The sequence below is a fragment of the Terrabacter koreensis genome, from assembly GCF_054783315.1.
Genome location: NZ_BAAGQU010000011.1, coordinates 124,572 through 147,362, shown reverse-complemented (window position 1 = coordinate 147,362; position 22,791 = coordinate 124,572). Strand labels below are relative to the sequence as shown.

The 22,791-nt window shown below is 69.5% G+C and carries 20 protein-coding genes, 1 tRNA gene and 1 riboswitch; of the genes, 2 read left to right on the top strand and 19 right to left on the bottom strand.

All coding sequences use genetic code 11. From position 1 onward, the window contains the following. Positions 1-5: 5 nt before the first annotated feature. From ACYVNR_RS18420 to rpsA, 7 genes are all read right to left on the bottom strand, one after another. A complete protein-coding gene (locus ACYVNR_RS18420) occupies positions 6-1,031 on the bottom strand; it encodes an ABC transporter substrate-binding protein (protein ID WP_461050005.1) in 1,026 nt (341 codons plus the stop codon). 47 nt (positions 1,032-1,078) lie between these two features. Further along, positions 1,079-2,089, bottom strand: coding sequence for an ABC transporter substrate-binding protein (locus ACYVNR_RS18415; protein ID WP_461050003.1), 1,011 nt, complete (start codon positions 2,087-2,089; stop codon positions 1,079-1,081). An 82-nt stretch (positions 2,090-2,171) separates the two neighbouring features. Further along, positions 2,172-2,933 (bottom strand): amino acid ABC transporter ATP-binding protein, encoded by a 762-nt coding sequence (locus tag ACYVNR_RS18410; protein WP_461050001.1) that lies wholly within the window; start codon positions 2,931-2,933, stop codon positions 2,172-2,174. After that, on the bottom strand, positions 2,930-3,943 hold the full coding sequence (locus ACYVNR_RS18405) for an amino acid ABC transporter permease (RefSeq protein ID WP_461049999.1): 1,014 nt from the start codon (positions 3,941-3,943) through the stop codon (positions 2,930-2,932). Before ACYVNR_RS18405 ends, ACYVNR_RS18410 begins: the two co-directional genes overlap by 4 nt. A gap of 161 nt (positions 3,944-4,104) precedes the next feature. After that, complete coding sequence (locus ACYVNR_RS18400; RefSeq protein ID WP_461050172.1) at positions 4,105-4,188, bottom strand: putative leader peptide; 84 nt, start codon at positions 4,186-4,188, stop codon at positions 4,105-4,107. Between the two features lie 34 nt (positions 4,189-4,222). Continuing rightward, a riboswitch (SAM riboswitch) is annotated at positions 4,223-4,336 on the bottom strand. Between the two features lie 225 nt (positions 4,337-4,561). Further along, entirely contained in the window at positions 4,562-4,930 is a 369-nt protein-coding gene (locus ACYVNR_RS18395) for a VOC family protein (RefSeq protein WP_461049997.1), read from the bottom strand. A 128-nt stretch (positions 4,931-5,058) separates the two neighbouring features. Further along, a complete protein-coding gene (gene rpsA, locus ACYVNR_RS18390; protein ID WP_458799755.1) occupies positions 5,059-6,570 on the bottom strand; it encodes a 30S ribosomal protein S1 in 1,512 nt (503 codons plus the stop codon). 164 nt (positions 6,571-6,734) lie between these two features. Between rpsA and ACYVNR_RS18385 the strand changes: the two genes are divergently transcribed. Beyond that, positions 6,735-7,553, top strand: coding sequence for a class I SAM-dependent methyltransferase (locus ACYVNR_RS18385; RefSeq protein ID WP_045192318.1), 819 nt, complete (start codon positions 6,735-6,737; stop codon positions 7,551-7,553). Positions 7,554-7,645: 92 nt separating this feature from the next. On the opposite strand, the gene ACYVNR_RS18380 is transcribed toward ACYVNR_RS18385, so the two are convergent. The 3 genes from ACYVNR_RS18380 to polA all read right to left on the bottom strand — a co-directional run bounded on the left by ACYVNR_RS18380 (position 7,646) and on the right by polA (position 13,753). After that, positions 7,646-10,312, bottom strand: a complete 2,667-nt coding sequence (locus tag ACYVNR_RS18380; protein ID WP_461049994.1) for a hypothetical protein — start codon at positions 10,310-10,312, stop codon at positions 7,646-7,648. Next, entirely contained in the window at positions 10,309-10,905 is a 597-nt protein-coding gene (locus ACYVNR_RS18375; protein ID WP_052677427.1) for a hypothetical protein, read from the bottom strand. The genes ACYVNR_RS18380 and ACYVNR_RS18375 overlap by 4 nt, the downstream gene beginning before the upstream one ends. A 172-nt stretch (positions 10,906-11,077) precedes the next feature. Continuing rightward, positions 11,078-13,753 (bottom strand): DNA polymerase I, encoded by a 2,676-nt coding sequence (polA, locus tag ACYVNR_RS18370; protein ID WP_461049992.1) that lies wholly within the window; start codon positions 13,751-13,753, stop codon positions 11,078-11,080. 135 nt (positions 13,754-13,888) lie between these two features. On the opposite strand from polA, the gene ACYVNR_RS18365 reads away from it, so the two are divergent. Then, positions 13,889-14,281, top strand: coding sequence for a PaaI family thioesterase (locus ACYVNR_RS18365; protein WP_458800032.1), 393 nt, complete (start codon positions 13,889-13,891; stop codon positions 14,279-14,281). A 57-nt stretch (positions 14,282-14,338) separates the two neighbouring features. On the opposite strand, the gene ACYVNR_RS18360 is transcribed toward ACYVNR_RS18365, so the two are convergent. From ACYVNR_RS18360 to pyk, 9 genes are all read right to left on the bottom strand, one after another. Next, the gene (locus tag ACYVNR_RS18360; RefSeq protein ID WP_461049989.1) at positions 14,339-14,932 is read right to left on the bottom strand and encodes a GNAT family N-acetyltransferase; all 594 of its coding nucleotides are present in this window, start codon (positions 14,930-14,932) and stop codon (positions 14,339-14,341) included. A gap of 154 nt (positions 14,933-15,086) precedes the next feature. Next, positions 15,087-15,806 carry an ABC transporter ATP-binding protein gene (locus ACYVNR_RS18355; RefSeq protein WP_045192314.1) on the bottom strand — a complete coding sequence of 240 codons (720 nt, stop codon included), beginning with the start codon at positions 15,804-15,806 and terminating at the stop codon, positions 15,087-15,089. After that, positions 15,796-16,629 carry an ABC transporter ATP-binding protein gene (locus ACYVNR_RS18350; protein WP_458800029.1) on the bottom strand — a complete coding sequence of 278 codons (834 nt, stop codon included), beginning with the start codon at positions 16,627-16,629 and terminating at the stop codon, positions 15,796-15,798. Before ACYVNR_RS18350 ends, ACYVNR_RS18355 begins: the two co-directional genes overlap by 11 nt. A 178-nt stretch (positions 16,630-16,807) precedes the next feature. Further along, positions 16,808-17,956, bottom strand: coding sequence for a branched-chain amino acid ABC transporter permease (locus ACYVNR_RS18345; protein WP_045192312.1), 1,149 nt, complete (start codon positions 17,954-17,956; stop codon positions 16,808-16,810). Beyond that, the gene (locus tag ACYVNR_RS18340) at positions 17,953-18,942 is read right to left on the bottom strand and encodes a branched-chain amino acid ABC transporter permease (protein WP_461049986.1); all 990 of its coding nucleotides are present in this window, start codon (positions 18,940-18,942) and stop codon (positions 17,953-17,955) included. The genes ACYVNR_RS18345 and ACYVNR_RS18340 overlap by 4 nt, the downstream gene beginning before the upstream one ends. A 110-nt stretch (positions 18,943-19,052) precedes the next feature. Continuing rightward, positions 19,053-20,195 carry a branched-chain amino acid ABC transporter substrate-binding protein gene (locus tag ACYVNR_RS18335; protein ID WP_458799744.1) on the bottom strand — a complete coding sequence of 381 codons (1,143 nt, stop codon included), beginning with the start codon at positions 20,193-20,195 and terminating at the stop codon, positions 19,053-19,055. A 152-nt stretch (positions 20,196-20,347) separates the two neighbouring features. Continuing rightward, entirely contained in the window at positions 20,348-21,034 is a 687-nt protein-coding gene (locus ACYVNR_RS18330; protein ID WP_082081059.1) for an ANTAR domain-containing response regulator, read from the bottom strand. 93 nt (positions 21,035-21,127) lie between these two features. Beyond that, positions 21,128-21,213, bottom strand: a tRNA-Leu gene (locus ACYVNR_RS18325). 89 nt (positions 21,214-21,302) lie between these two features. Next, on the bottom strand, positions 21,303-22,760 hold the full coding sequence (pyk, locus tag ACYVNR_RS18320) for a pyruvate kinase (RefSeq protein WP_461049984.1): 1,458 nt from the start codon (positions 22,758-22,760) through the stop codon (positions 21,303-21,305). Positions 22,761-22,791 lie beyond the last annotated feature (31 nt).

Genomic DNA, 22,791 nt, shown 5'->3' with positions numbered 1-22,791 from the left:
GCGCCTCACTTGGTCTCGGTGGGCTTGGGCAGTCCGGAGGGGTTGACCTCGGACGCCGGGACCGCCTCTGCGGTGAGCCCCCAGCGTTCGAGCACCTCCGCGTAGCTGCCGTCGGCGATGGCGGCGTTGATCGCGTCGGAGACGGGCTTCGCCAGGCCGCTGCCCTTCTTCGTGAGCACCCCGACCTTCCCCGGGATGGGGTAGCTCGACGACACCGTGCCGACGATCTGCGTCCTGCCCGCCGTGACGACGTGGTACGTCGCCGTCGGGTTGGGGCCGAGGTAGAGGTCGATGCGGCCGGAGTCGAGGGCCAGGTAGTACTCGGTCGTGCCCTGGTAGTAGACGAGCTCGGCCGGGGCGCGGCCCGCCTTGGCGTTCGCCTCGTTCCAGCGCAGCAGGATGGCCTCCTGGAGGGTGCCCGAGCCGACGGCGACCCTCTTGCCGGAGATGTCGGCCGGCCCCGTGACTCGAAGGCCCGAGCCCTTCTTGGCCTCGAAGGCGTGCAGGCCCAGCCGGTAGGTGGCGAAGTCGTACTTCTCCTTGCGCTCCTCCGAGACTCCGACGTTCGAGATCGCCACCTGGTACTTGCCGGAGTCGACGCCGATGAAGAGGTTCTCCCAGCTCGTCGTTCGCACCTCGGGCTTCAGGCCGAGGACGTCGGCGACGAGGTGGGCGACGTCGACCTCGACGCCGATCGGCGTGCGGTTGTCGTCCGCCGTGAACGCGAGAGGAGGTATGCCGCCCCCTGCGCCGCCGCTGCCGATGACGAGGGTGCCGCCGGCCCTGACGGACGCCGGGAGCTCGGCTGCGATCTCGGGGTGGAGCGTGCCGGTGGGGCGCTTCTGGACGGCCGACGTGTCGAACGAGACGGGCAGGACCTTCGAGCCGCCCAGGTCCTTCGGGTCGACCTCGGCGGTGCCCGTCGGGCCCGGGTCGGCGCAGGCGCCGAGCGTCGTCGCAGTGGTGAGGAACGCGGTCGCTGCCAGCAGGGCGCGGCGCCGTGAGGTCATGTGGATCTGGCTGGTGCTCATGGGGTTTCGTCTCCTGAGGTGTGGTTTCGAGTGCGCGGGCCGGCAGGTCAGCTGGTCTTGGGCAGGCCGGGCGGGTTGACCTCGGACTTCTCGAGCCCCTCGGTGCCGAGGTTCCAGCGCTGGAGCACCTTGGCGTAGCTGCCGTCGGCGATGGCCGAGTTGATGGCAGCGGCGTAGGGCGCTGCGAGGCCCGAGCCCTTCTTCGTGAGGACGGCGATGAGGCCCTGCAGCTTGTCGCCGGCGCCGGAGAAGTGCCCGATGGCCTCCGTCTGCCCGCTGGTCGCCATGTGGTAGGCGACGCTCGGGTTGGGGCCGAAGTACGCGTCGATGCGGTGCGAGGAGAGTGCGAGGTAGTAGTCGGTCTGGGACTGGAAGTACTTGACGGTCGCGGGCTGGAGGCCTGCCTTCACGTTGGCCTCGTTCCAGTCGAGAAGGATCTTCTCCTGGTTCGTGCCGGAGCCGACGGCGATGGTCTTGCCGGCGATGTCCTTGCCGCTGTTGACCTTCCACGTGCCGCCCTTGGGCGCCTCGAAGGCCAGGTCGTCCTTGCGGTAGGTGGCGAAGTCGTACTTCTCCTTGCGCTCCTCGGTGACGGTGACGTTGGTCAGGGCGACGTCGTACCGGCCGGAGTCGATGCCGAGGAAGACGTTCTCCCAGCTCGTCGCCGGCGTCTCGACCCTGAGCCCGAGCTTGTCGGCGAAGAGGTGGGCGAGGTCGACCTCGACACCGATGACGGTCTTGTCGTCGTCGGCCGTGAAGACGAGCGGAGGCGTGCCGCCGCCGGCACCGGCGTTCGCGGCCGTGATCGTGCCACGGTCACGGATCGCCTTGGGCAGCAGTGCCGCTGCCTTCTCGTCCTTGGTGGCCGTGACGCGGTTCTGTTCTGGCGAGGTGTTGATGCCGGCGGCGGCTGCGGACGCCGTCCCGGCCGCAGGCACGGACGACGAGCTCGCCTCGGCGGAACCGGAGCAGGCGGCGAGTGCGACGGCGCCGGCGAGCGCGAGGACGGTGACGGCATACGTGGTCGGACGGCGGAGGGTGTGCGGACGTGCGGGCATGAGGTCTCCTCTCGGCACCCTGGGACGGGCGCGAGTCAGCGGGTGGCCGTGGCGGCCGGAGGTGTGGTTGGTCCTGCGGGCGTCAGAGGACGCGGTCGATGAAGGCGCGGGTTCGCTCGTGGCGCGGGTGGTCGATGACCTGACCCGGTGGTCCCTGCTCGACGACACGTCCCTCGTCGAGGAAGACGACGGTGTCGGCGACCTCGCGGGCGAAACCGATCTCGTGCGTCACCACGACGAGGGTGGCCCCCTCGCGAGCGAGCTCCTTGATGACGGCGAGCACCTCGCCGACGAGCTCGGGGTCCAGGGCCGACGTCGGCTCGTCGAAGAGGATGACGTCGGGCTGCAATGCCAGTGCACGCGCGATGGCCACGCGCTGCTGCTGGCCTCCTGAGAGCTGCCTCGGGTAGGCAGCGGCCTTGTCTCCCAGTCCGACCCGTTCGAGTAGGGCCCGGGCTTCAGGCTCCACCTCGTGGCGGCGTCGACGCTGCGACGAGACCGGCGCTTCCACGACGTTGTCGAGCACGGTGAGGTGGGGGAACAGGTTGAAGCTCTGGAAGACGAAGCCGATGCGGCTGCGCTGCCGCAGCACCTCGCGCTCGGGCAGCTCGTGCAGCCGCTCCCCCACCTGCCGGTAGCCGATGAGGGTGCCGTTGACACGCACCTGCCCCCGGTCCACCTTCTCGAGATGGTTGATGGTGCGAAGGAGGGTCGACTTGCCGGAGCCGGACGGCCCGAGGATGACGGTCACGGTGCCCTCGGCGAGCTCGAGGTCGACGCCGTCGAGCACCCGGTGCGGGCCGAACGACTTCGAGACGCCGCGCAGGTCGACGACGGCAGTCATCGCGCCACCCCCGCGGTGGTCGTGCCGGCAGCGCGAGAGGTCGATGTCCCGAAGGCCGCCCAGCGGGTTCGCAGACGCTGCAACGGCGTCGGCGGTAGCGTGCGTGAGCTTCCTCTGGCGAAGTGACGCTCCACGTAGTACTGGCCGACCGACAGCAGCGTCGTGAGGATGATGTACCAGACCGTCGCGACGAGCAGGAGCGGCACGACCCTCGAGTTGCGGCCGTAGATCACCTGCACCTGGTAGAAGAGCTCGGGGATCGCGAGCACCGAGACGATCGAGGTCCCCTTGAAGAGGCTGATGACCTCGTTGGCGGCATTGGGCAGGATCGACCGCATCGCCTGGGGCAGCACGATCCGGAGGAACTGCCGCCGTCGCGGGATGCCGAGGGCCGACGCCGCTTCCCGCTGCCCCTCGTCGACCGAGAGGATGCCGCCACGGATGATCTCCGCCGCGTACGCCGCCTGGTGCAGCGCGAGCCCGAGCACGGCCGCGCCGAGCGCCCCGAAGAGGTCGTTCGTCGCGACACTGCCGAACGACGGTCCGAACGGCAGCCCGAACGAGATGCTCTGGTACAGGTAGGCGATGTTGAACCAGAAGAGCAGCTGGACGATCAGCGGGATCGACCGGAAGGCCCAGATGTAGGCCCACGCCACGGAGCGCAGAAAAGCGTTGGGCGACAGGCGCATCGCTGCGAGCACGACGCCGAGCACGAAGCCCGCGACGGTGCCGAGCACGGTGAGCTGGATCGTCGTGCCGAGCGCCTTGATGACCGTCTCGGTCGCGAAGTAGCGGGCAAAGGTGGGCCAGTCCCAGCCGGGGTTGGTGGCGAGGCCGTTGACGAACATCGCGACGAGCACGGCGACGGCGGCCACCCCCACCCAGGTCCAGGGGTTGCGCCGGGGCACGACGGTCAGGGCCGGCGCGTGGTCGGGACGGGTGGTTGGCGGCGGCGCCGCAGCGGGCTGCTGGTCCGTGGCGACGGGGCGCACGGCCGAGGTGGTGGTCACGAGGGCTCCTGAAGGGTGCGTCGAAGGAACCGCCGACCACTCGGGTGGGCCGGCGATGCACGGGCGAGACGAGTTGCGGCGCAGCGGCCGTGCGGGGTTGCCGCGCGGGCCTGCGCCGGGAAAGGCCGGCCGAGGTGGTCGGCGGCCGCGTCGGTCGGTCGTCAGCGACGACAGAGCGCGCTGGACACGCGGAGCAGGTCGACGTGGCGACGCAGCACCAGCCAGGTGCTCGTGGTGCGCGCCATGACGGCTCCTCGGGTCCGGGACCCGATCACCTCGAGTCCGCGCTTGCCGTCACCTGCTTGGCGACGGCCTGGTCCTCACCCGGAGCACCCCGCCGCGGAGGAGGGTTGCTGTCCAGCGAGCCGGGGCTTTGCACTGGAGCTCTTGACCTGTCGATGACACTACGAACCAGCCCCAAGACCGTCAATCGGCGCAAATGACCGCTCGGGGCAGCCCTCACCGATGAGGCCATTCGCGCAGTTTCTCCGAATCATGTTGCGGCGCAGTCACATTCGCGAAGTCGAGGGAGACCCGCCGGGCATCAATTCCTATTGAATGAGTCGGAAATACGGGCGCCAACTTCTTGCATGCTGAGACGCCGGTCTCTCCGCACGGCTACGCGGAACGCTGGCAGACCATGAGCGCGTTGCCGTCCGGGTCCTCGAACTGGACGAAGAACACGCTGCCGATGTCCTCCACGTCCGAGGTGATCCTGACCTCGAGCCGCCGCAGGTGCGCGACGGTGGCGACCATGTCGTCGGTCCAGAAGAAGAAGCGCGGTGGCCCGTCCGCGGTGAAGTCGGGTCGGTTGGCATCGAGGCACAGCCTCGGACCGTCGTCGACGGGGATGTCGAGGATCGTGCCCTCGTGCGAGGCCGCAGGGGCTTCGAAGCCCAGGACGTCGGCATACCAGCGGGCCGAGCGCCCCATGTCGCTGACCGGGACGAACACCTGACCGACGTGCCTGCGGATGGGCGACTGCATGCCGCGGAGACTACCAATCGGCCGGGCTGCCCCCTTCTGCGGTGCCTCTCGGGTGACGGGCCGTGCCGGACGCACGAGGGCCCCGGACCGTGGTGGTCCGGGGCCCTCGGGTCAGGCGACGAGTGGCGTCAGTTGCCCGTCAGCTTCTCGCGAAGCGCGGCGAGCGCCTCGTCGGAAGCCAGGGTGCCCTCGGCCGGAGCCGGAGCGTTGCGCTGGCCACGGTCGGCGCGGTCGGCGTCACCCGAGTCGGCGACGTCGCCGGTCGCGGACGAGTAGGACGTCGCGGAGCCGGCGTTGGCCGCAGCCTCGGCGTCGGCCTTCGTCGCGGCGTCGACCTGGGCCTTGTGGGCCTCCCAGCGAGCGTGGGCCTCGGCGTACTGACGCTCCCACTTCTCGCGCTGGGCCTCGAAGCCCTCGAGCCACTCGTTCGTCTCCGGGTCGAAGCCCTCGGGGTACTTGTAGTTGCCCTGCTCGTCGTACTCCGCAGCCATGCCGTAGAGGGTCGGGTCGAACTCCGACACCGGCACGGACTGGTCGTTGGCCTGCTTGAGCGAGAGCGAGATGCGACGACGCTCGAGGTCGATGTCGATGACCTTGACGAAGATCTCGTCGCCGACGTTGACGACCTGCTCGGGCAGCTCCACGTGGCGCTCGGCCAGCTCGGAGATGTGCACGAGGCCCTCGATGCCGTCCTCGACGCGCACGAACGCACCGAAGGGGACGAGCTTGGTGACCTTGCCCGGGACGACCTGGCCGATGGCGTGGGTCCGCGCGAAGTGCTGCCACGGGTCCTCCTGCGTCGCCTTCAGCGACAGGGAGACACGCTCGCGGTCCATGTCGACGTCGAGCACCTCGACGGTGACCTCGGTGCCGACCTCGACGACCTCGGACGGGTGGTCGATGTGCTTCCACGACAGCTCGGACACGTGGACGAGACCGTCGACACCGCCGAGGTCCACGAACGCACCGAAGTTGACGATGGAGGACACGACGCCCGAACGGACCTGGCCCTTCTGGAGCTCCTTGAGGAACGTCGTGCGCACCTCGGACTGCGTCTGCTCGAGCCACGCACGGCGCGACAGGACCACGTTGTTGCGGTTCTTGTCGAGCTCGATGATCTTGGCCTCGATCTCCTTGCCGACGTACGGCTGGAGGTCGCGGACACGACGCATCTCGACGAGCGAGGCGGGAAGGAAGCCGCGCAGGCCGATGTCGAGGATGAGGCCACCCTTGACGACCTCGATGACGGTGCCGGTGACGACGCCGTCCTCCTCCTTGACCTTCTCGATCGTGCCCCAGGCGCGCTCGTACTGCGCACGCTTCTTGGACAGGATCAGACGGCCTTCCTTGTCCTCCTTCTGGAGGACGAGGGCCTCGACCTCGTCACCGACCTGGACGATCTCGCCCGGGTCGACGTCGTGCTTGATGGACAGCTCGCGCGAGGGGATGACGCCCTCGGTCTTGTAGCCGATGTCGAGCAGGACCTCGTCCCGGTCGACCTTGACGATGCGACCCTCGACGATGTCGCCGTCGTTGAAGTCCTTGATGGTGGCGTCGATCGCCGCAAGGATGTCTTCCTGAGAGCCGATGTCGTTGATGGCAATCTCAGGCGCGGTCTTCTCGACCGTGTTGGCAGTCATGTAGTAGGAACTCCGATTGTGGACAGTTAGATTGGGGACCTCGCGGCGACGAGCCTGACGGCCCGGCGTCCCGATGTCTTGTGGACGGGTGCAACATTGAGCATGCGCACACGGATGTGCCCGGCAATCCTATCCGCGCTGTCAGCACCCGGTCAAAAGAGACGATGTATCCCGTGAGCACGCCCACCGAGGCCACCCGCCGCCCCGTCGCGGCTGCCGAGACTGCGACGGCGAACCGCACGTGGTGGGACGGTGAGGCGACGTCGTACTACGTCGAGCACGGCGCCTTCCTCGGCGACACCGACTTCGTCTGGGGTCCCGAGCGACTGCGCGAGGAGGACGCCGCACTGCTCGGCGACCCGGCGGGCCAGGACGTCCTCGAGATCGGCGCCGGCTCCGGACAGTGCTCACGCTGGCTCGCCGCGCACGGCGCCAGGGTCGTGGCGACCGACCTCTCCGCCGGCATGGTGGCGACCGGCGTGGCGGTCAACGACGCGGTCGACGAGCCGGCCCGGGTGCCGTTCGCGCAGTGCGACGGGCGCGCCCTCCCTTTCGCCGACGCGTCCTTCGACACGGTCTTCACGGCATACGGCGTCGTGCCGTTCGTCGCGGACTCCGACGTCGTGATGGCGGAGGCGGCACGCGTGCTGCGCCCCGGCGGGCGGTTCGTCTTCTCGACGACGCACCCCGTGCGGTGGGCCTTCCCCGACGACCCGGGCCCGGGCGGCCTCACGGCCCGACACTCCTACTTCGACCGGGAGCCGTACGTCGAGCAGGACGCAGAGGGTCACGCCACGTACGTCGAGCACCACCGGACCCTCGGCGACCGCGTGCGCGAGATCACCGCAGCCGGGCTGGTGCTCGTCGACCTCGTCGAGCCGGAGTGGCCCGAGGGGCACGACGAGCCGTGGGGTGGCTGGTCGCCGCTGCGCGGTCGCATCATCCCCGGCACGGCCGTCTTCGTCTGCCGCAAGCCGGCCTGACCACGCCGGGAGCCCAGCGCCTGACAGCGAGGGAACGTCGAGTGCCCAGCTCCCCGAGGTGGGGAGCTGGGCACTCGTGGACGCGGGGTCGGTCAGAGGAAGCGGCGCCGCAGCAGCACCGACCCACCGGCGAGGCCGAAGACGCCCGCAGCAGCGGCTGCGCGCCCGAGGTTCGCGGAACCGGCACCGTCGACGCCGGCGATCTCGAACGAGTACGCCGTCGCACCGACCGCGCCCTGGGGAGCGCCGTAGGCCATGCCCTCCACCTTGGCGCGGCGGGCACCCATCTCGATGAGGGCGTACTTCTCGCCGTAGTCGGCCGCCGTCGCCTTTCCGGCGGCGACGAGCTTCTTCGTGCCCTCGTCGGAGAGACGCTGCGCGCCGTCCTTGAGCGCGGGCGCGCCGGCCGCCGCGTCGGTCAGACCGGCAGCGAGCTTGCTGGTGCCGTCCGCCGCGTCGGCGAGGCCGTCGGAGAGTCGGCCGGCACCGTCGGACACCTGGCCCGCCCCGTCGTCGACCTTGCCCGCTCCGTCGGCAAGCTCGCCGAGACCGTCGTCCAGCTTGCCCGCTCCCGTCGCAACCTTCCCTGCACCCGTCGCGAGCTGCACCGACTTGGAGGAGAGCTCACCGTTGCCCTTCGCCAGCTGCGACGTGCCGTCGTGCACCTTGTCGGCACCGACGGTCAGCTGGTCGATCACGTCGAGCAGCTCTAGCCCGCCCAGGCCAAGCAGGTCGACGCCGTCCTGGAGGGCGTTGACGCCACCGCGCAGGGTCAGGTCGTCCGCGGTGTCCTTGGCGCCACCGATGCCGCCCTGGACCTTCGTGACGACGCCGTCGACGAGGGTGCTGACGCCGGTGTCGACGAGGCCGACCCCCTCGAGCAGGCCCGGGACCTTCGGGTCGCACGCGTTCAGCGTCGTGTTGCTGAGGCCGCACTCGATCTTCGCGAGGCCGAAGGCCGCATCGCCGAGCTTGCTCTTCAGCAGGTCCAGGCCACCGGACACCTGGGACAACCCCGAGTCCGCGTCGCCGAGCCCGCCCAGCACGAGGCCGAGACCGTATGCAGCACCCTTGGTCTGCGTGCGCAGGTCACCGAGTCCTGCCCCCACCTGGGACAGGACGAGCTGGCACGTCGGTCCGCAGTCAACGGACTTCGCGAGCGCCACTCCCTCTTCGAGCTTCGTCACACCACCATCGGGGGACGCCAAGGCCGCCTCCAGCCCCGAGCGGACCGCCGTGACGCCGCCCACCAGGGTCTGCGGATTGCTCGCGGTACCGATCCCCGCACGGACCTGCGCAACTCCGCCCCTGAGCTGGTCGAGACTCCCGCCCGCCTTGGTGGCCTCCGCAAGGCCGGCACGGACCTGGTCGACGCCGTCGATGAGGGTGCCCGCCTGCCCCTTGCCACCGAGCCCGGCACGCAGCTTCGCGATGCCCGCGTGGAGCGGCTTGGCCTGGTCGGGCAGACCGCCGACACCGTCGTACATCGCGGTCAGACCTGCGTCGACCTTGTCGAGCCCGTCGGCGACGAGCGCGAGGTTGTCCACGAGGGCGGGTGCGCCCTCGCCGAGCAGGTGCAGACCACCGGCGACCTGCCCAGCTCCGTCGTCGACCTTGACCGCACCGGCGCTGAGCTTCTCGGCGCCGGCGCTGAGGCGGCTGTTGCCGTCGGCGACCTGGGCGGCACCGTCGGCCAGCTGGGACGAGCCGTCCTTGGCAGCCCCCGCCCCGGCACGCAGCTTCGAGGTGCCGTCCTTCAGCTTCCCGGCGCCGGTGGCGAGGTCGCGCGAACCGGGGAGCGCCTGCGCGCCCAGCCCCGCGTCGAGCTGCTTGGCGCCGTCGCGCAGCTGGATGAGGCCCGCGAGGAGGGTGCCGGCGCCGTCGCGGAGCTTGAGCAGGTTCGCGTCGATCTCCGTGGCGCCCGCCGTCAGGGTGGCACCCGTCGTGGCACCGCCCTTGTAGCTCTCGGCGCCGCCCTTGAAGGAGGGGCTGTCGAGCGGGCTCACCGGGAGGGCGGAGACGGACGCCTTCGGCAGCGTGCCGTCGACGATGTCGGCGGCATACCCGAAGGTGGCGGTCGGGGTGCCGATGGGGCCGAAGAGCGTCATCGTGAACGTCAGCTTCGTGCCGCCGCGCCCGTCGCCGGCGACGTTGGCCTCCTTCGACGAGACGTTGGTGAACGTCCCGGGAAGCGTGGTCGAGAGGGAGCCGACCATCGGGATGACGACGCTCTGCGTGGCCGTCGCGCTCTTGCCGGTGCCGTCGTCGAAGCTGACGAGCTGCGACGTGCCGGTGACGTTCTTGACCGTGTAGCGGACCTCGAGCCGCCCGCTGCGACCGAGCAGGTCGCCCGGCTCGACCGTCTGCCCGTCGAGGGTGTAGACGGCCTGGACCTCCAGGGGCAGCTTCTTCGTGTAGTCGCTGACGGTACGCAGACGCTGCTCGCCGTCGACGTCGAACCGGCCGACCATGACGCCGTCCTTGACCTCGAACCCACCGAAGCCGTCGAGGTTGCGCAGGCCCTGCGCCTCGACGGGGTTCTGGAGGTCGACGCTGCCGCGGCCCTGCATAGCGACCTGCTCGTACACCCGGGCGACGTCGACCTTGCCGGTCGCGTCGAGGTAGGCCTGGACGGTCTCGGTGTTCGACACCTGCACCTGGCCGCTGTCGGCGGCGGCCGCCGGCGCGGCGGCCAGCATGAGGATGGTGGGCATGGCCGCGAGGCCGGCCACCACGGAGGCGATGCTGCGCTTGCTCACTTGGCTGCTCCAGTCACGAGGTCGTCGATGTCGGTGGTGCTGTCCGCCTTGTCGGCGCGCGCGGTCGTCGCCCTGCGAGGCCTTGTCGTGACGGGTTCCGCAGACGGGCTCGTCTGCGCGGCAAGGAGGTTCGTGGCAAGGAAGCCGAGTCCCACGGCGAGCAGCACCGTGGTGGCGGCGGCCGGCGACTCGGTCAGGAACTGCGAGGGCGCATTGGTGTACACCGACTCGTAGGCGCCGACGATCGACGCCGCGCCGACGAGGCCGCTCCAGAGCGGCAGCCGTCCACGGCTCACGGCGGCGACGACCGCGATGAGGGCGACGACCACGAAGGCGGCAACGGCGCGACCACCCGAGGAGTCGGGCAGCAGGGCCGCGCGGAGGGCGAAGCCGAGCCAGGCCAGGACGAAGCCGGCGAGGAAGCCGACGACCTTGCCCCAGGCGGGACGGTGCGGGACGAGTCCGAGGACGCCGCCGAGGGCCGCACCGAGAAGAGCAACGTGCTCGAGGTCCAGGCTGAGCAGGTTGCTCAGCCCGATGATGACTGCCGCGAAGACGGCGAGACACAGACCTGTGACCAGGCTTCTGACCATGTCCACCTCACAGTAAAAGCACCCACCTCCGTTGGTGGGTGCAAGTTACCGAGCAGTATGCAGACACTCGGCCCCCAGCGCGAGCCAGCGGAGGCCTGCGAGGGTCGCCGTTGCCGAAACGTGACCTATCGGACGAAGGGATCGGGTATGCAGAGGTGTTGGCCGCCGTCGGTCAGTGGGCGGCGTCGTGCCAGGAGTGGCCCACTCCGACGTTGATGTCGAGCGGGACGTCCATCGGCGCAGCGTTGCCCATCTCGTGACGCACGAGCTTCTCGAGGTCGTCGCGCTCGCCCTCGGCCACCTCGAGCACGAGCTCGTCGTGGACCTGGAGCAGGACCCGCGACCTCGCACCCGACGTCGTCAGGGCCCGGTCGACACCGATCATGGCAACCTTCATGATGTCGGCGGCAGAGCCCTGGATCGGCGCGTTGAGGGCCATCCGCTCGGCCATCTCGCGGCGCTGCCGGTTGTCGGACGTGAGGTCGGGCAGGTAGCGACGGCGGCCGAACATCGTGGCGGTGTAGCCGGTGCCGCGTGCCTCGGCCACGACGTCGCGGAGGTAGTCGCTGACGCCGCCGAAGCGCTCGAAGTAGCCGTCCATGAGGCCTCGGGCCTCCTCGGTGCTGATGGTCAGCTGCTTCGACAGCCCGAACGCCGACAGGCCGTAGGCGAGGCCGTAGGACATCGCCTTGACCTTCGAGCGCATGGCCGCGGTGACGTCGTCGGGCTCGACGCCGAAGACCTTGGACCCGACGTACTTGTGGAGGTCCTCGCCGGTGCGGAAGGCCTCGATGAGTCCCTCGTCGCCGGACAGGTGGGCCATGACCCGCATCTCGATCTGGGAGTAGTCGGCCGACATGAGCGCCTCGTAGCCGTCGCCGACGACGAAGAGCTCGCGGATGCGGCGCCCCTCCTCGGTGCGGATCGGGACGTTCTGGAGGTTCGGCTCAGTGGAGCTGAGGCGACCCGTGGCCGCGATCGTCTGGAGGTAGGTGGTGTGGATGCGGCCGTCGTCGGCCACCGACTTCTGCAGACCCTCGACGGTGACGCGCAGCCGCGCCGAGTCGCGGTGGCGCAGCAGGGACTCGAGGAACGGGTGCTCGGTCTTGGCGAAGAGGTCGTTGAGAGCGTCGGCGTCGGTCGTGTAGCCGGTCTTCGTCTTCTTCGTCTTGGGCATGCCGAGGGTGCCGAAGAGCACCTCCTGCAGCTGCTTGGGCGAGCCGAGGTTGATCTTGTCGCCGCCGATGGCGTCCCAGGCGTCCTGCTGGGCTGCCGCGACCTTGGCCGCGAAGTCCTTCTCGAGCTCGTCGAGCCCCGTGACGTCCACGGCGATGCCGGTGCGTTCCATGCGGGCGAGCACGTCGACGAGCGGCAGCTCGACCTCGGCGAGCAGCTCGGCGCCACCCGTGGCCGCCACCTGCTCGTCGAGCACCACCGCGAGGTCGCGCACGGCCGTGGCCCGCACCATCTCCTGCTGGGCGGCCTTCTCGTCGGCGTCGCCGCCGAAGTCGAGCATCCCCTGGCCGTCGGCGGTGCTCGTGCCGCTCAGCTCGCGCTTGAGGTGGCGCAGCACGAGGTCGTCGAGGTGGTAGGTGCGCTGGTCGGGCTTGACGAGGTATGCCGCCAGCTGTGTGTCGCTGGTAAGCCCGGCGAGCGTGAGACCACGTGCGGTCAGGGCCTCGATCGGCCCCTTCGCGTCGTGCATCGCCTTGGGGCGCGCAGGGTCCTCGAGCCAGGAGGCGATCGAGGTCTCACCCTCGGGCGTCAGTGTCGTCAGGTCGACCCAGGCCGCCGCACCGTCGGGCGAGGCGATGGCCAGGCCGGTCGCGTCGCCGGTGCCCCGCGCCCACGTGCCGGTGACCGAGAGCGCCGCGCGCTCCCCCGCCGGCAGGTGCTCGGCCACCCAGTCGGGCACCTGCGCCGGCTCGAGCACCGACCCGTCGACCTCGAAGCCGGTCTCGGCCTCGGGCTCGCTCGCCTCGACCTCCGCGAAGAGCCGGTCACGCAGCACCCGGAACTCGAGGCGGTCGAAGACCTCGTGCACCTCCTCGCGGGCCCACTGGTGGCGCTCGAGGTCGGCGAGGCCGACCCCGACCGGGGCGTCCTTGACGAGCTGGTTGAGGCGCCGGTTGCGCAGCACCTGGTCGAGGTGCTCGCGGAGCGAGTCGCCCGCCTTGCCCTTGATCTGGTCGACACCCGCGACGATCCCCTCGAGGCTGCCGAACTGGGTGATCCACTTCGCGGCCGTCTTGGGGCCGACGCCGGGCACGCCGGGGAGGTTGTCGGAGGTCTCGCCGACCATCGCCGCGAGGTCGCTGTAGCGGGTCGGCGGCACGCCGTACTTCTCCTCGACCTGGGCCGGCCCCATGCGCCACACCTCGGACACACCGCGCACCGGGTAGAGGATCGTCACGTTGTCGGAGACGAGCTGGAACGTGTCGCGGTCGCCGGAGCAGATGAGCACCTCGGCCCCCTGGGCGTCGGCGTCGGTGGCGATCGTCGCGATGATGTCGTCGGCCTCGAAGCCCTCCAGCTCGACGTGCGTGATGCGCAGCGCGTCGAGGACCTCCTTGACCAGGGGCAGCTGGCCGGAGAACTCGTCGGGCGTGCGCGCCCGACCCGCCTTGTACTCGGCGTACTGCTCGGTGCGGAACGTCTGGCGCGACTTGTCGAAGGCGACCACGACGTGCGTCGGCTGCTCGTCGCGCAGCATGTTGATGAGCATCGAGGTGAAGCCGTAGACGGCGTTGGTGTGCTGGCCGGTGACCGTCGAGAAGTTCTCGGCGGGGAGCGCGAAGAACGCGCGATAGGCCAGGGAGTGTCCGTCGAGGAGGAGAAGTCGGCTCACACCGCAACCCTAGTGGCGGCCACCGACGGCGTGAGCCGGGGCACGGCTGCGACGCGACGGGCGGCAGGGCGGCATACGATCCCGTCCATGACCGAACCGACGACCGACCAGACGACCGGCACGCACGTCGACGCCATGCGCTCCATGGCCGAGGGCACGCTCCTCGAGCGCATGCAGATCGAGATCGTCGAGGCGACGCCGGAGCGGCTCGTCGCGACGATGCCGGTCCTGGGAAACACCCAGCCCTACGGCCTGCTCCACGGGGGTGCCAGCGTCGTGCTCGCCGAGTCGCTGGGGTCGATCGGCGCGCAGCTGCACGCCGGTCCGGGCCGGGTCGCCGTCGGTCTCGACATCAACGCCACCCACCACCGCGCCGCTCGCACCGGCCTCGTCACCGGCACGGCCACGCTGCTCAGCGCCGGCCGCACCCTCGTCAGCTACGAGGTCGTCGTCACCGACGAGGACGACCGCCGCATCTGCACCTCGCGGATCACCTGCCTGCTGCGCGACGCAGCCCCCGGCGCCTGAGCCGGGCGGCCGGGCTCAGCGCGACGGGCTCAGCGCGACGGGCTCAGCGCGACGGGGTCAGCCGGCGATCTTCGGGTCGTGCCGCGTGGCACGGGTGCGGGAGCGCAGGTCACGCCGCCGCTGCAGCAGGTCGAGCGTGACCCGCTGCGGGCCGGGCCTCGTCTCCCCCGCCAGCTTGCGCTGCAGCGTGGCCGCCGAAGCCACCCGCCGCACCGTCTCGGGCGCGAAGCCCAGCCGGGCGAAGAAACGGTTCGCGTCGCGGTCGCCCGCGGGCACGGCACTCGCGAGGTGCTCGCAGCCCTGCCGGTCGGCATACCTGCTGGCGGCGGTGAGCAGCGCCCGCCCGACGCCCTGGCGCCGGAACTCGGGGTGCACGTAGAGCATGTCGATCGACACGCAGGGCGAGTCGACGAGAAGACTGCGCGTCGAGTCGGCCAGCACGACGTAGCCGCGAGGGCGGCCGTCGACCGATGCGATGAAGGCGCAGATGTCGTTGCGCTGCAAGGCAGTTCGCAAGGTGCCGTCGAGTGCCAGCCGCTGCGCGGCCTCGGGGGTGGTGCCACCCTCGATGCGGTGCGTGATCCACAGCTCGATGAACTGCGAGTGCAGGCTCTCGTCCACCCGCTGCAGAGACACGGTCGATCGACCCATCATCCCTCCTGTTCCTGCCCCGAGGTCACCCGGCAGACACTACGTCCAACGACGTCGCTGCGGAAGGGTTATGCACGGTCGCGACACGAAAGGGCGGGGCGTCACGACCGGTTCGTGACGCCCCGCCTTCGGATTCCGCAGGTGTCCGGCCGACCTAGACGTCGCCGCCGAGGTATGCCGCCTTGACCGCGGGATCGGCCGCCAGCTCCTTGCCCGTGCCCTCGCGGACGATCTCGCCCGTCTCGAGGATGTAGGCGCGGTGCGAGCGCTTGAGCGCCTGCGCGGCGTTCTGCTCGACGAGCAGCACCGTCGTGCCCTGGCTGTTGATCTCGGTGACGATGTCGAAGATCTGCTGGATCAGCTTCGGTGCGAGACCCATCGACGGCTCGTCGAGGAGCAGCAGCTTCGGCTTGGCCATGAGGGCCCGCCCCATCGCCAGCATCTGCTGCTCTCCTCCGGACATCGAGCCGGCGGCCTGGTTGCTGCGCTCCTTGAGCCGCGGGAAGAGCTCGAAGACCCGGGCGAGGTCGTCCTTGACGGCCTTCGTCTTGCGGTCGGGTCGGGCGTAGGTGCCCATCTCGAGGTTCTCCATCACGGTCATGCCGACGAAGCAGCCGCGACCCTCGGGTGACTGCGAGATGCCGAGCACGGGACGCTCGTGAGACGGCGTGTGCGTGATGTCCTTGCCGTTGAACATGATCGAGCCGGCCCGCACCGGGCGCAGGCCCGACACGGTCTTCATCGTCGTCGTCTTGCCCGCACCGTTGGCGCCGATGAGGGTGACGATCTCACCCTCGTCGACGGTGAAGCTGATGTCGCGGATGGCCTCGATGCGCCCGTAGTTGACGCACAGGCCGTTGACCTCAAGAAGCATCTTCTTCATCAACTCCAAGGTAGGCGGCGATGACCGCCGGGTTGTCGCGGATCTCCGCGGGCGAGCCCTCGGCGATCTTGCGGCCGAACTCCAGCACGACGATCCGGTCGGTGACGCCCATGACGAGCTTCATGTCGTGCTCGATGAGCAGGACCGTGTAGCCCTGGTCGCGGATGGTCCGGATCAGCTCCATGAGCTTGGCCTTCTCCGCCGGGTTGAAGCCGGCCGCCGGCTCGTCGAGGCAGAGCAGCTGCGGGCTGGTGGCCAGCGCGCGCGCGATCTCGAGACGACGCTGGTCGCCGTACGGGAGGTTGCGCGCGAGCTCGTCGGCCTTGCCGTCGAGTCCCATGAACGTGAGCAGCTCCATGGCGCGGGCGTAGCCCTGCGCCTCCTCGCGCCGGTGCTTCGGCAGGCGGAACATGGCCGCGCCGATCCCGGTGCTGTGGTGCGCATCGACGCCGACGAGGACGTTCTCGAGGGCCGTCATGTTGGCGAAGAGACGGATGTTCTGGAACGTGCGCGCGATGCCCAGCTTGGTGATCTGGAACTTCTTGCGCTTGCCCAGCGGCTTGCCGAGGTAGCGGATGCCACCCGAGGTCGGCTGGTAGACGCCGGTCATGACGTTGAAGCACGTCGTCTTGCCGGCACCGTTGGGCCCGATGAGGCCGAGGATCTCGCCCTTGTTGATGTGGAAGCTGACCTCGTTCAGGGCCACGACGCCGCCGAAGCGCAGGGTCACGTCGTCGACCTCGAGGAGGCGCTCACCCTCGGCGACCTCGGGCACGCCGATGTCGTCGGGGGTGATGTCGACATCGGGGTTGATCTCGGTGACCTCGTCGGCGGGGTCGGCCAGCGGCGCCGTGGCGTCGGTGGTCGGCGTGACCGCCGGTCGGGTCGTGGCGTCGTCGGCAGCGGCTGCCGCCGTCGGCTCCGCTGTCGCCTCCGGCGTGGTCTGGGCCGTGGACTCCCCACTGGTGTCGGGCCGGTTGGGCTCGGTCGACTCAGGCACTGGCTTCTCCTTCCTCGAGGACGGCCTGTCGGGCGTCGGCGCGCTTGGCGCGGACGGTGCGCCGTGGTGGCAGCAGGCCCTGTGGACGGAAGATCGCGAGCAGCATCAGCGCCAAGCCGAACACCAGCACGCGGAAGTCCGCGAACTCGCGGAAGCGCTCGGGGAAGTACGCCACGACGATCGCTCCGACGATGACGCCCCAGCGGTTGCCGGCACCACCCACGACGACGGCCGCGATGAAGAGGATCGACAGCAGCAGCTCGAAGCTCTGCGGGTTGATGAAGCCGGCCTTCGTCGCGAAGAGCGCACCCGAGAGGCCACCGATGGCGGCGCCGAGCGCGAAGGCGAGCAGCTTGAACCGGAAGGTGGGCACGCCCATCAGCTCTGCGGCGTCCTCGTCCTCGCGGGTGGCCTCCCAGGCACGACCGACCCGGCTGCTCTTGACGAGGATGTCGAAGAGGAGCACGAGCGCGATGACGCCGAGCGCCAGCCAGTAGTAGGGGACGAAGTCGGTGATGCCGAACTTGAGGAAGGTCGACGTCGTGTCGAGGTCGACGACCGGAGCACCGCTGCTCCAGTCGATGCTCGGCACCTCGAACAGCTCGACGCCGGGCGGCTTCGGGATGTCGGAGATGCCTCGGGAGGCCCCGAGCCACTCGCTGTTGACGAGCGTCAGGCGCACGATCTCGCCGAAGCCGAGCGTCACGATGGCGAGGTAGTCTCCGCGGACGCGCAGCGTCGGTGCGCCGAGCACGACGCCCGAGACCATCGCCACGACGATGGCGATCGGGACGACGACGACCCACGACAGCTTGGCGTGCTCGGCGCTCAGGACACCGACGGTGTAGGCACCGATGGCGTAGAACCCGACATAGCCGAGGTCGAGCAGGCCCGCGTAGCCCACGACGATGTTGAGGCCGAGAGCCACCAGGACGTACGTGGCGACGGTGAAGAGGACGCCGCCGAAGTCCGAGCCCTCGGTCGTGATGAACGGGATGTTGAGCAGCGGCAGCATGAAGAGGAACACGGCGAAGACGACCCAGAGGAGGATCTTCACCGCACGGGGCAGGTTGTTGACCCGCTCCTTGAAACCCAGCCTGCGCTGCTTGGTGGAGGCTGCGGTGCCTGTGGAGGTGCTCATGCGCGCGCCTTTCCGAGGGACTCACCGAGCAGGCCGGTGGGTCGCACGAGCAGGATCAGGACGAGGAGGACGAACGCCACGACGTCCTTCCACTGCGAGCCGACGACGGCGGAGCCGTAGTTCTCGGCCAGTCCGAGGATGAAGCCGCCGAGCAGGGCGCCACGGAGGTTGCCGATACCGCCGAGCACGGCGGCGGTGAACGCCTTGACGCCGAGGATGAAGCCCGCGTCGTAGCGCGTGATGCCGATCTTCAGCATGTAGAAGACCGCGGCTGCGCCGGCCATGACACCACCGACGAGAAACGTCACCTGGATGACGCGGTCCCGGTTGACGCCCATGAGGGCCGCGGCCTCGGGGTCCATGGCCACGGCCCGGATGCCGCGGCCGAGGCGCGACCGCTTCACGAACTGGTCGAGGACGACCATGATCGCGATGGCGCCGATGATGACGATGAGGTCGACGTTCGTCACGTTGTAGCCGCCGACCGTGAAGATCGGCTGGGGCGAGATGATCGACGGGAGGCCGGCGTTGTTGCGTGAGTTGCGGACGTACTCACGCAGCGTGTCGTCGAGGCCCACCCAGCCGGCGACCCGGCTGCGCAGGCCCATGAGCTCGGCAAGCACGAACGAGGCACCGATGGCGGAGATCAGGGCGATGAGCGGTGGTGCATTGCGTTTGCGCAACGGTCGATAGGCCACGCGCTCGAGGATCACCGCGATGAGGCCGGACATGGCCATGGCGGCGACGAACATCATGACCACCCAGAAGATCACCTGTCCGACACTGCCGCCGGGCTTGCCGCCGAGGAGCATGACGACCCAGAGGGCCCCGAACGTGCCGTACATGAACACTTCGGAGTGGGCGAAGTTGATGAGGCGAAGCACGCCGTAGACGAGGGTGTAGCCGAGGGCCACGAGGGCGTAGACCGCCCCGATCGTGAGGCCCGTGATGGTGTACGAGAAGAAGTTGTCGATCAGGTTCTGCATCCAAGACCTCCTGGGCCGGGCGCGGTGGGCAGGATCAGGGATCGCGTGTCAACCGACCGAGGGCGGTCGGAGCCTACTGCTCCGACCGCCCCCTTTCGATGACGAACGCGTTACTTGATCTCGCCACTACCGACGATCTTGCCGCCCTCGACCTTGTAGGCAAAGACCTTGATGTCGGCCGACTCGCCCTTGTCGTCGAACTTGAGCTGCTTCGTGACGCCCTTCTTGTCGTAGGACTTCACGAAGTCGACCATGGCCTTGCGGTCCTTGCCGGCCGCGATGCCGTCGAGCAGGATCGTGGCGGCGTCGTAGCCCTCACCCGAGTAGGTGTTCGGGTCCTCGTTGTACTTCGCCTTGTACGCCTTCTGGAAGTCGGGAGCGACGTCGGCGGGGACGCAGGGGCAGGTGATGATCGTGCCCTCGGCGGCGTCCTTGGCGTTGTCGATGAAGGACTGGTCCTTGACACCGTCGGCCACGACGAACGTGCCCTTCCAGCCACCGTCGCGCAGCTGCTTGATGAGCGGCGCAGCCTCGGGCGAGTAGCCACCGAAGAAGAGCGCGTCGGCACCCGAGCTCGTCACCTTGGTGACGGAAGCGCTGAAGTCGGTCTGCTTCTGCTGGATGGTGTCGTTGCCGACGACCTGAGAGCCGAGGTCCTTGCGGACGGTGTCGGCCAGGCCCTTGCCGTACTCGGACGCGTCGTCGATGACGAAGGTCTTCGTCGACTTGACGGTGTCCTTGATGTACTTGGCGGCCGCGGGGCCCTGCGTGTCGTCGTTGCCGAGGGCGCGGAAGAACGTCTTCCAGCCGTTGGAGGAGAGCTTCGTCGCCGTCGCGGACGGCGTGATGGTCACCAGGCCGGCCTCGTTGAAGGCGGGGTCGGCGGCCTTGGACTCACCCGAGAACGCCGGGCCGACGATGCCGACGACCTTCTTGTCGTCGATGGCCTTCTTGGCGAGGGCCGGGGCCTGCGTCGGGTCACCCTGCGAGTCGTAGTTCTCGAGCGTGACCTTGCAGTCGGCGTGCTTCTTGTTGTAGTCGTCGAGGGCGAGGTTCACGCCGTTCTGGATGTAGATGCCAAGGTTGGCGTTCGGACCGGTGAGAGCACCGAACATGCCGATCTTGAAGTTCTGGCAGGCCGCCGCGCCGCCGCTGCCGCCGGCGGCGGGGGTGTCGCCGCCCTTGGTGCCACAGGCACCGAGGGCAAGAGCTGCGACCGCGAGCGGCACAGCGAACTTGAGGGTAGAACGCACGGGTGTCCTCCTGATGTCACACATCCCTCGGTCGAGGGCTGAGACGGAGACTAGTTCCAAGGTCGCGCCCCGGTCACCAACAACTCGCGATCGGTGACCGTGTCGTGACCTAGGCTCCGGCGAGGGCAGGACGATTTTCGGAGATGGCCCCGTCAGGAGGCCGGGAAGCCGTTGATGACGGCCTCGGCGACCTCTTTCATCCCGAGCCGGCGGTCCATCGCGGTCTTCTGGATCCAGCGGAAGGCGTCGGCCTCGGTGAGCTTGAGCTGGCTCATCAGGACGCCCTTGGCGCGGTCGACGAGCTTGCGGGTCTCGAGGCGCTCCCCGAGGTCGGCGATCTCGGCCTCGAGGGCCTTCAGCTCGTGCCAGCGCGAGGTTGCGATGTCGATGGCCGGACGGAGGTCGTCAGCCGTGAACGGCTTGACGATGTAGGCCATGACGCCGGCGTCGCGGGCCCGCTCGACGAGCTCGGTCTGCGAGAAGGCGGTGAGCATGATGACCGGGCAGAGCTTTGCCTCGTGCAGCTGCTCGGCAGCGGAGAGGCCGTCGAGCACCGGCATCTTGACGTCCATGATGACGAGGTCGGGCTTGACCTCCTTGGCCAGCTCGACGGCCTGCTCGCCGTTGCTCGCCTGGCCGACGACCTCGTAGCCCTGCTCGCCCAGCATCTCGACGAGGTCCAGACGGATGAGCGCCTCGTCCTCGGCGACGAGGATGCGGGTGGCGCCGCTCGTCGCGGATGCCGGTGCGGCCGACGCGGCCGCGGTGGTGTCGGAAGCCGCCTCGGGCGCGGCGGGGGTGGGGGCGGGCTTCGGCGTCGTGCTCTCGTCTGTGCTCACGGGCAAAGCCTAGCCGGGGCCAGGTTTCCAGCGCGTTTCGGGACCGTCAACCACCGCAGCGTGACGCCGCCCCCGTGCGTGGGGTCGGCGGGGTGGTGCCGAGGGCGGGACTCGAACCCGCACGACCTTTCGGCCAGAGCATTTTGAGTGCCCCGTGTCTGCCATTCCACCACCCCGGCGGGAGTGCCGCGCCAGCATACCCAGTCGTGTGCCCACTTCCTCCACGTCAGGAACTGAGCACTCGACTGAAGCGGGGTCCCGGGAACGGTCAGCTGATGACCTCTTCCGGCCGGTAGGCCGGGGCGGCACGGTTGACGGCGTCACCCACGCGGTGGACGCGAAGCGCGTTGGTCGACCCCGGGATGCCGGGAGGCGAGCCGGCGACGATGAGGACGCGGTCGCCCTCGGCGACGCGGCCCTCGGGGATGAGCTTGAGGTCGACCTGCATCGCGAACTGGTCGGTGTGGTGCATGCGCGGCACGAGGTAGGTCTCGACGCCCCACGTCAGCGACAGCTGCGAGCGCACGCGCGGCTCGGACGTGAAGGCGAGCATCGGGAGCCGGGGGCGCAGCCGCGCCATCCGGGTGGCCGAGCCGCCGGTCTCCGTGAAGGTGATGAGGAACTTCGCCCCCACGACGTCGCCGATCTCGACGGCAGCCTTGCTCACCGCTCCCCCGACGGTCTTCGGGTTGGTCGTCATCCGCACGATCTTGTCGAAGCCGTGCTCCTCGGTGGACTCGATGATGCGCGCCATGGTGCGCACCGCGTCGATCGGCCACGCTCCGACCGACGTCTCGCCCGAGAGCATCAGCGCGTCGGCGCCGTCGAGGACCGCGTTCGCGGCGTCGGAGGCCTCGGCGCGGGTGGGGCGCGGGTTCTCGATCATCGACTCGAGCACCTGGGTGGCCACGATGACCGGCTTGGCCTCGCGCCGGGCGAGCTCGATGGCGCGCTTCTGGACCAGCGGGACGTCCTCGAGCGGCATCTCGACGCCGAGGTCGCCGCGGGCGACCATGATGCCGTCGAACGCCGCGACGATGCCCTCGAGGTTCTCGACGGCCTGCGGCTTCTCGATCTTGGCGATGACGGGGATGCGGGTGCCGAACTCGTCCATGATCGCGTGGACGTCGGCGATGTCGTCGGCCGAGCGGACGAACGACAGCGCGATCATGTCGACACCGAGGCGCATGGCGAAGCGGAGGTCCTCGCGGTCCTTGTCGGACAGCGCGGGCACGCTGACGGCGACGCCGGGCAGGTTGATGCCCTTGTTGTTGCTCACCTCTCCGCCGACGACGGTCTCGGTGAGCACGTCGGAGTCGTCGACCGCCACGGCGCGGAGCATGACCTTGCCGTCGTCGATGAGCAGGACGTCGCCGGGGCTCACGTCGCCCGGGAGGCCGGCATACGTGGTGCCGACGATGGTGTCGTCACCCTCGACCTCGCGGGTCGTGATGGTGAAGCGCTGGCCCTGGCTCAGCGTGACCGGGCCGTCGGCGAACCGGCCGGTGCGGATCTTGGGTCCCTGAAGGTCGACGAGGATGCCGACGGCGCGACCGGAGGCGTCGCTGGCCGCCCGCACGTCGCGGTAGACCTGCTCGTGGACCGAGTGGTCACCGTGCGAGAGGTTGAGCCGGGCGACGTCCATGCCCGCGTCGACGAGGGCGCGCAGCTGGGTGGGAGAAGAGGTCTTGGGTCCGATCGTGCAGACGATCTTGGCGCGACGCATGGTTCAACCTTATGGGTGCTGTGACGTGGGT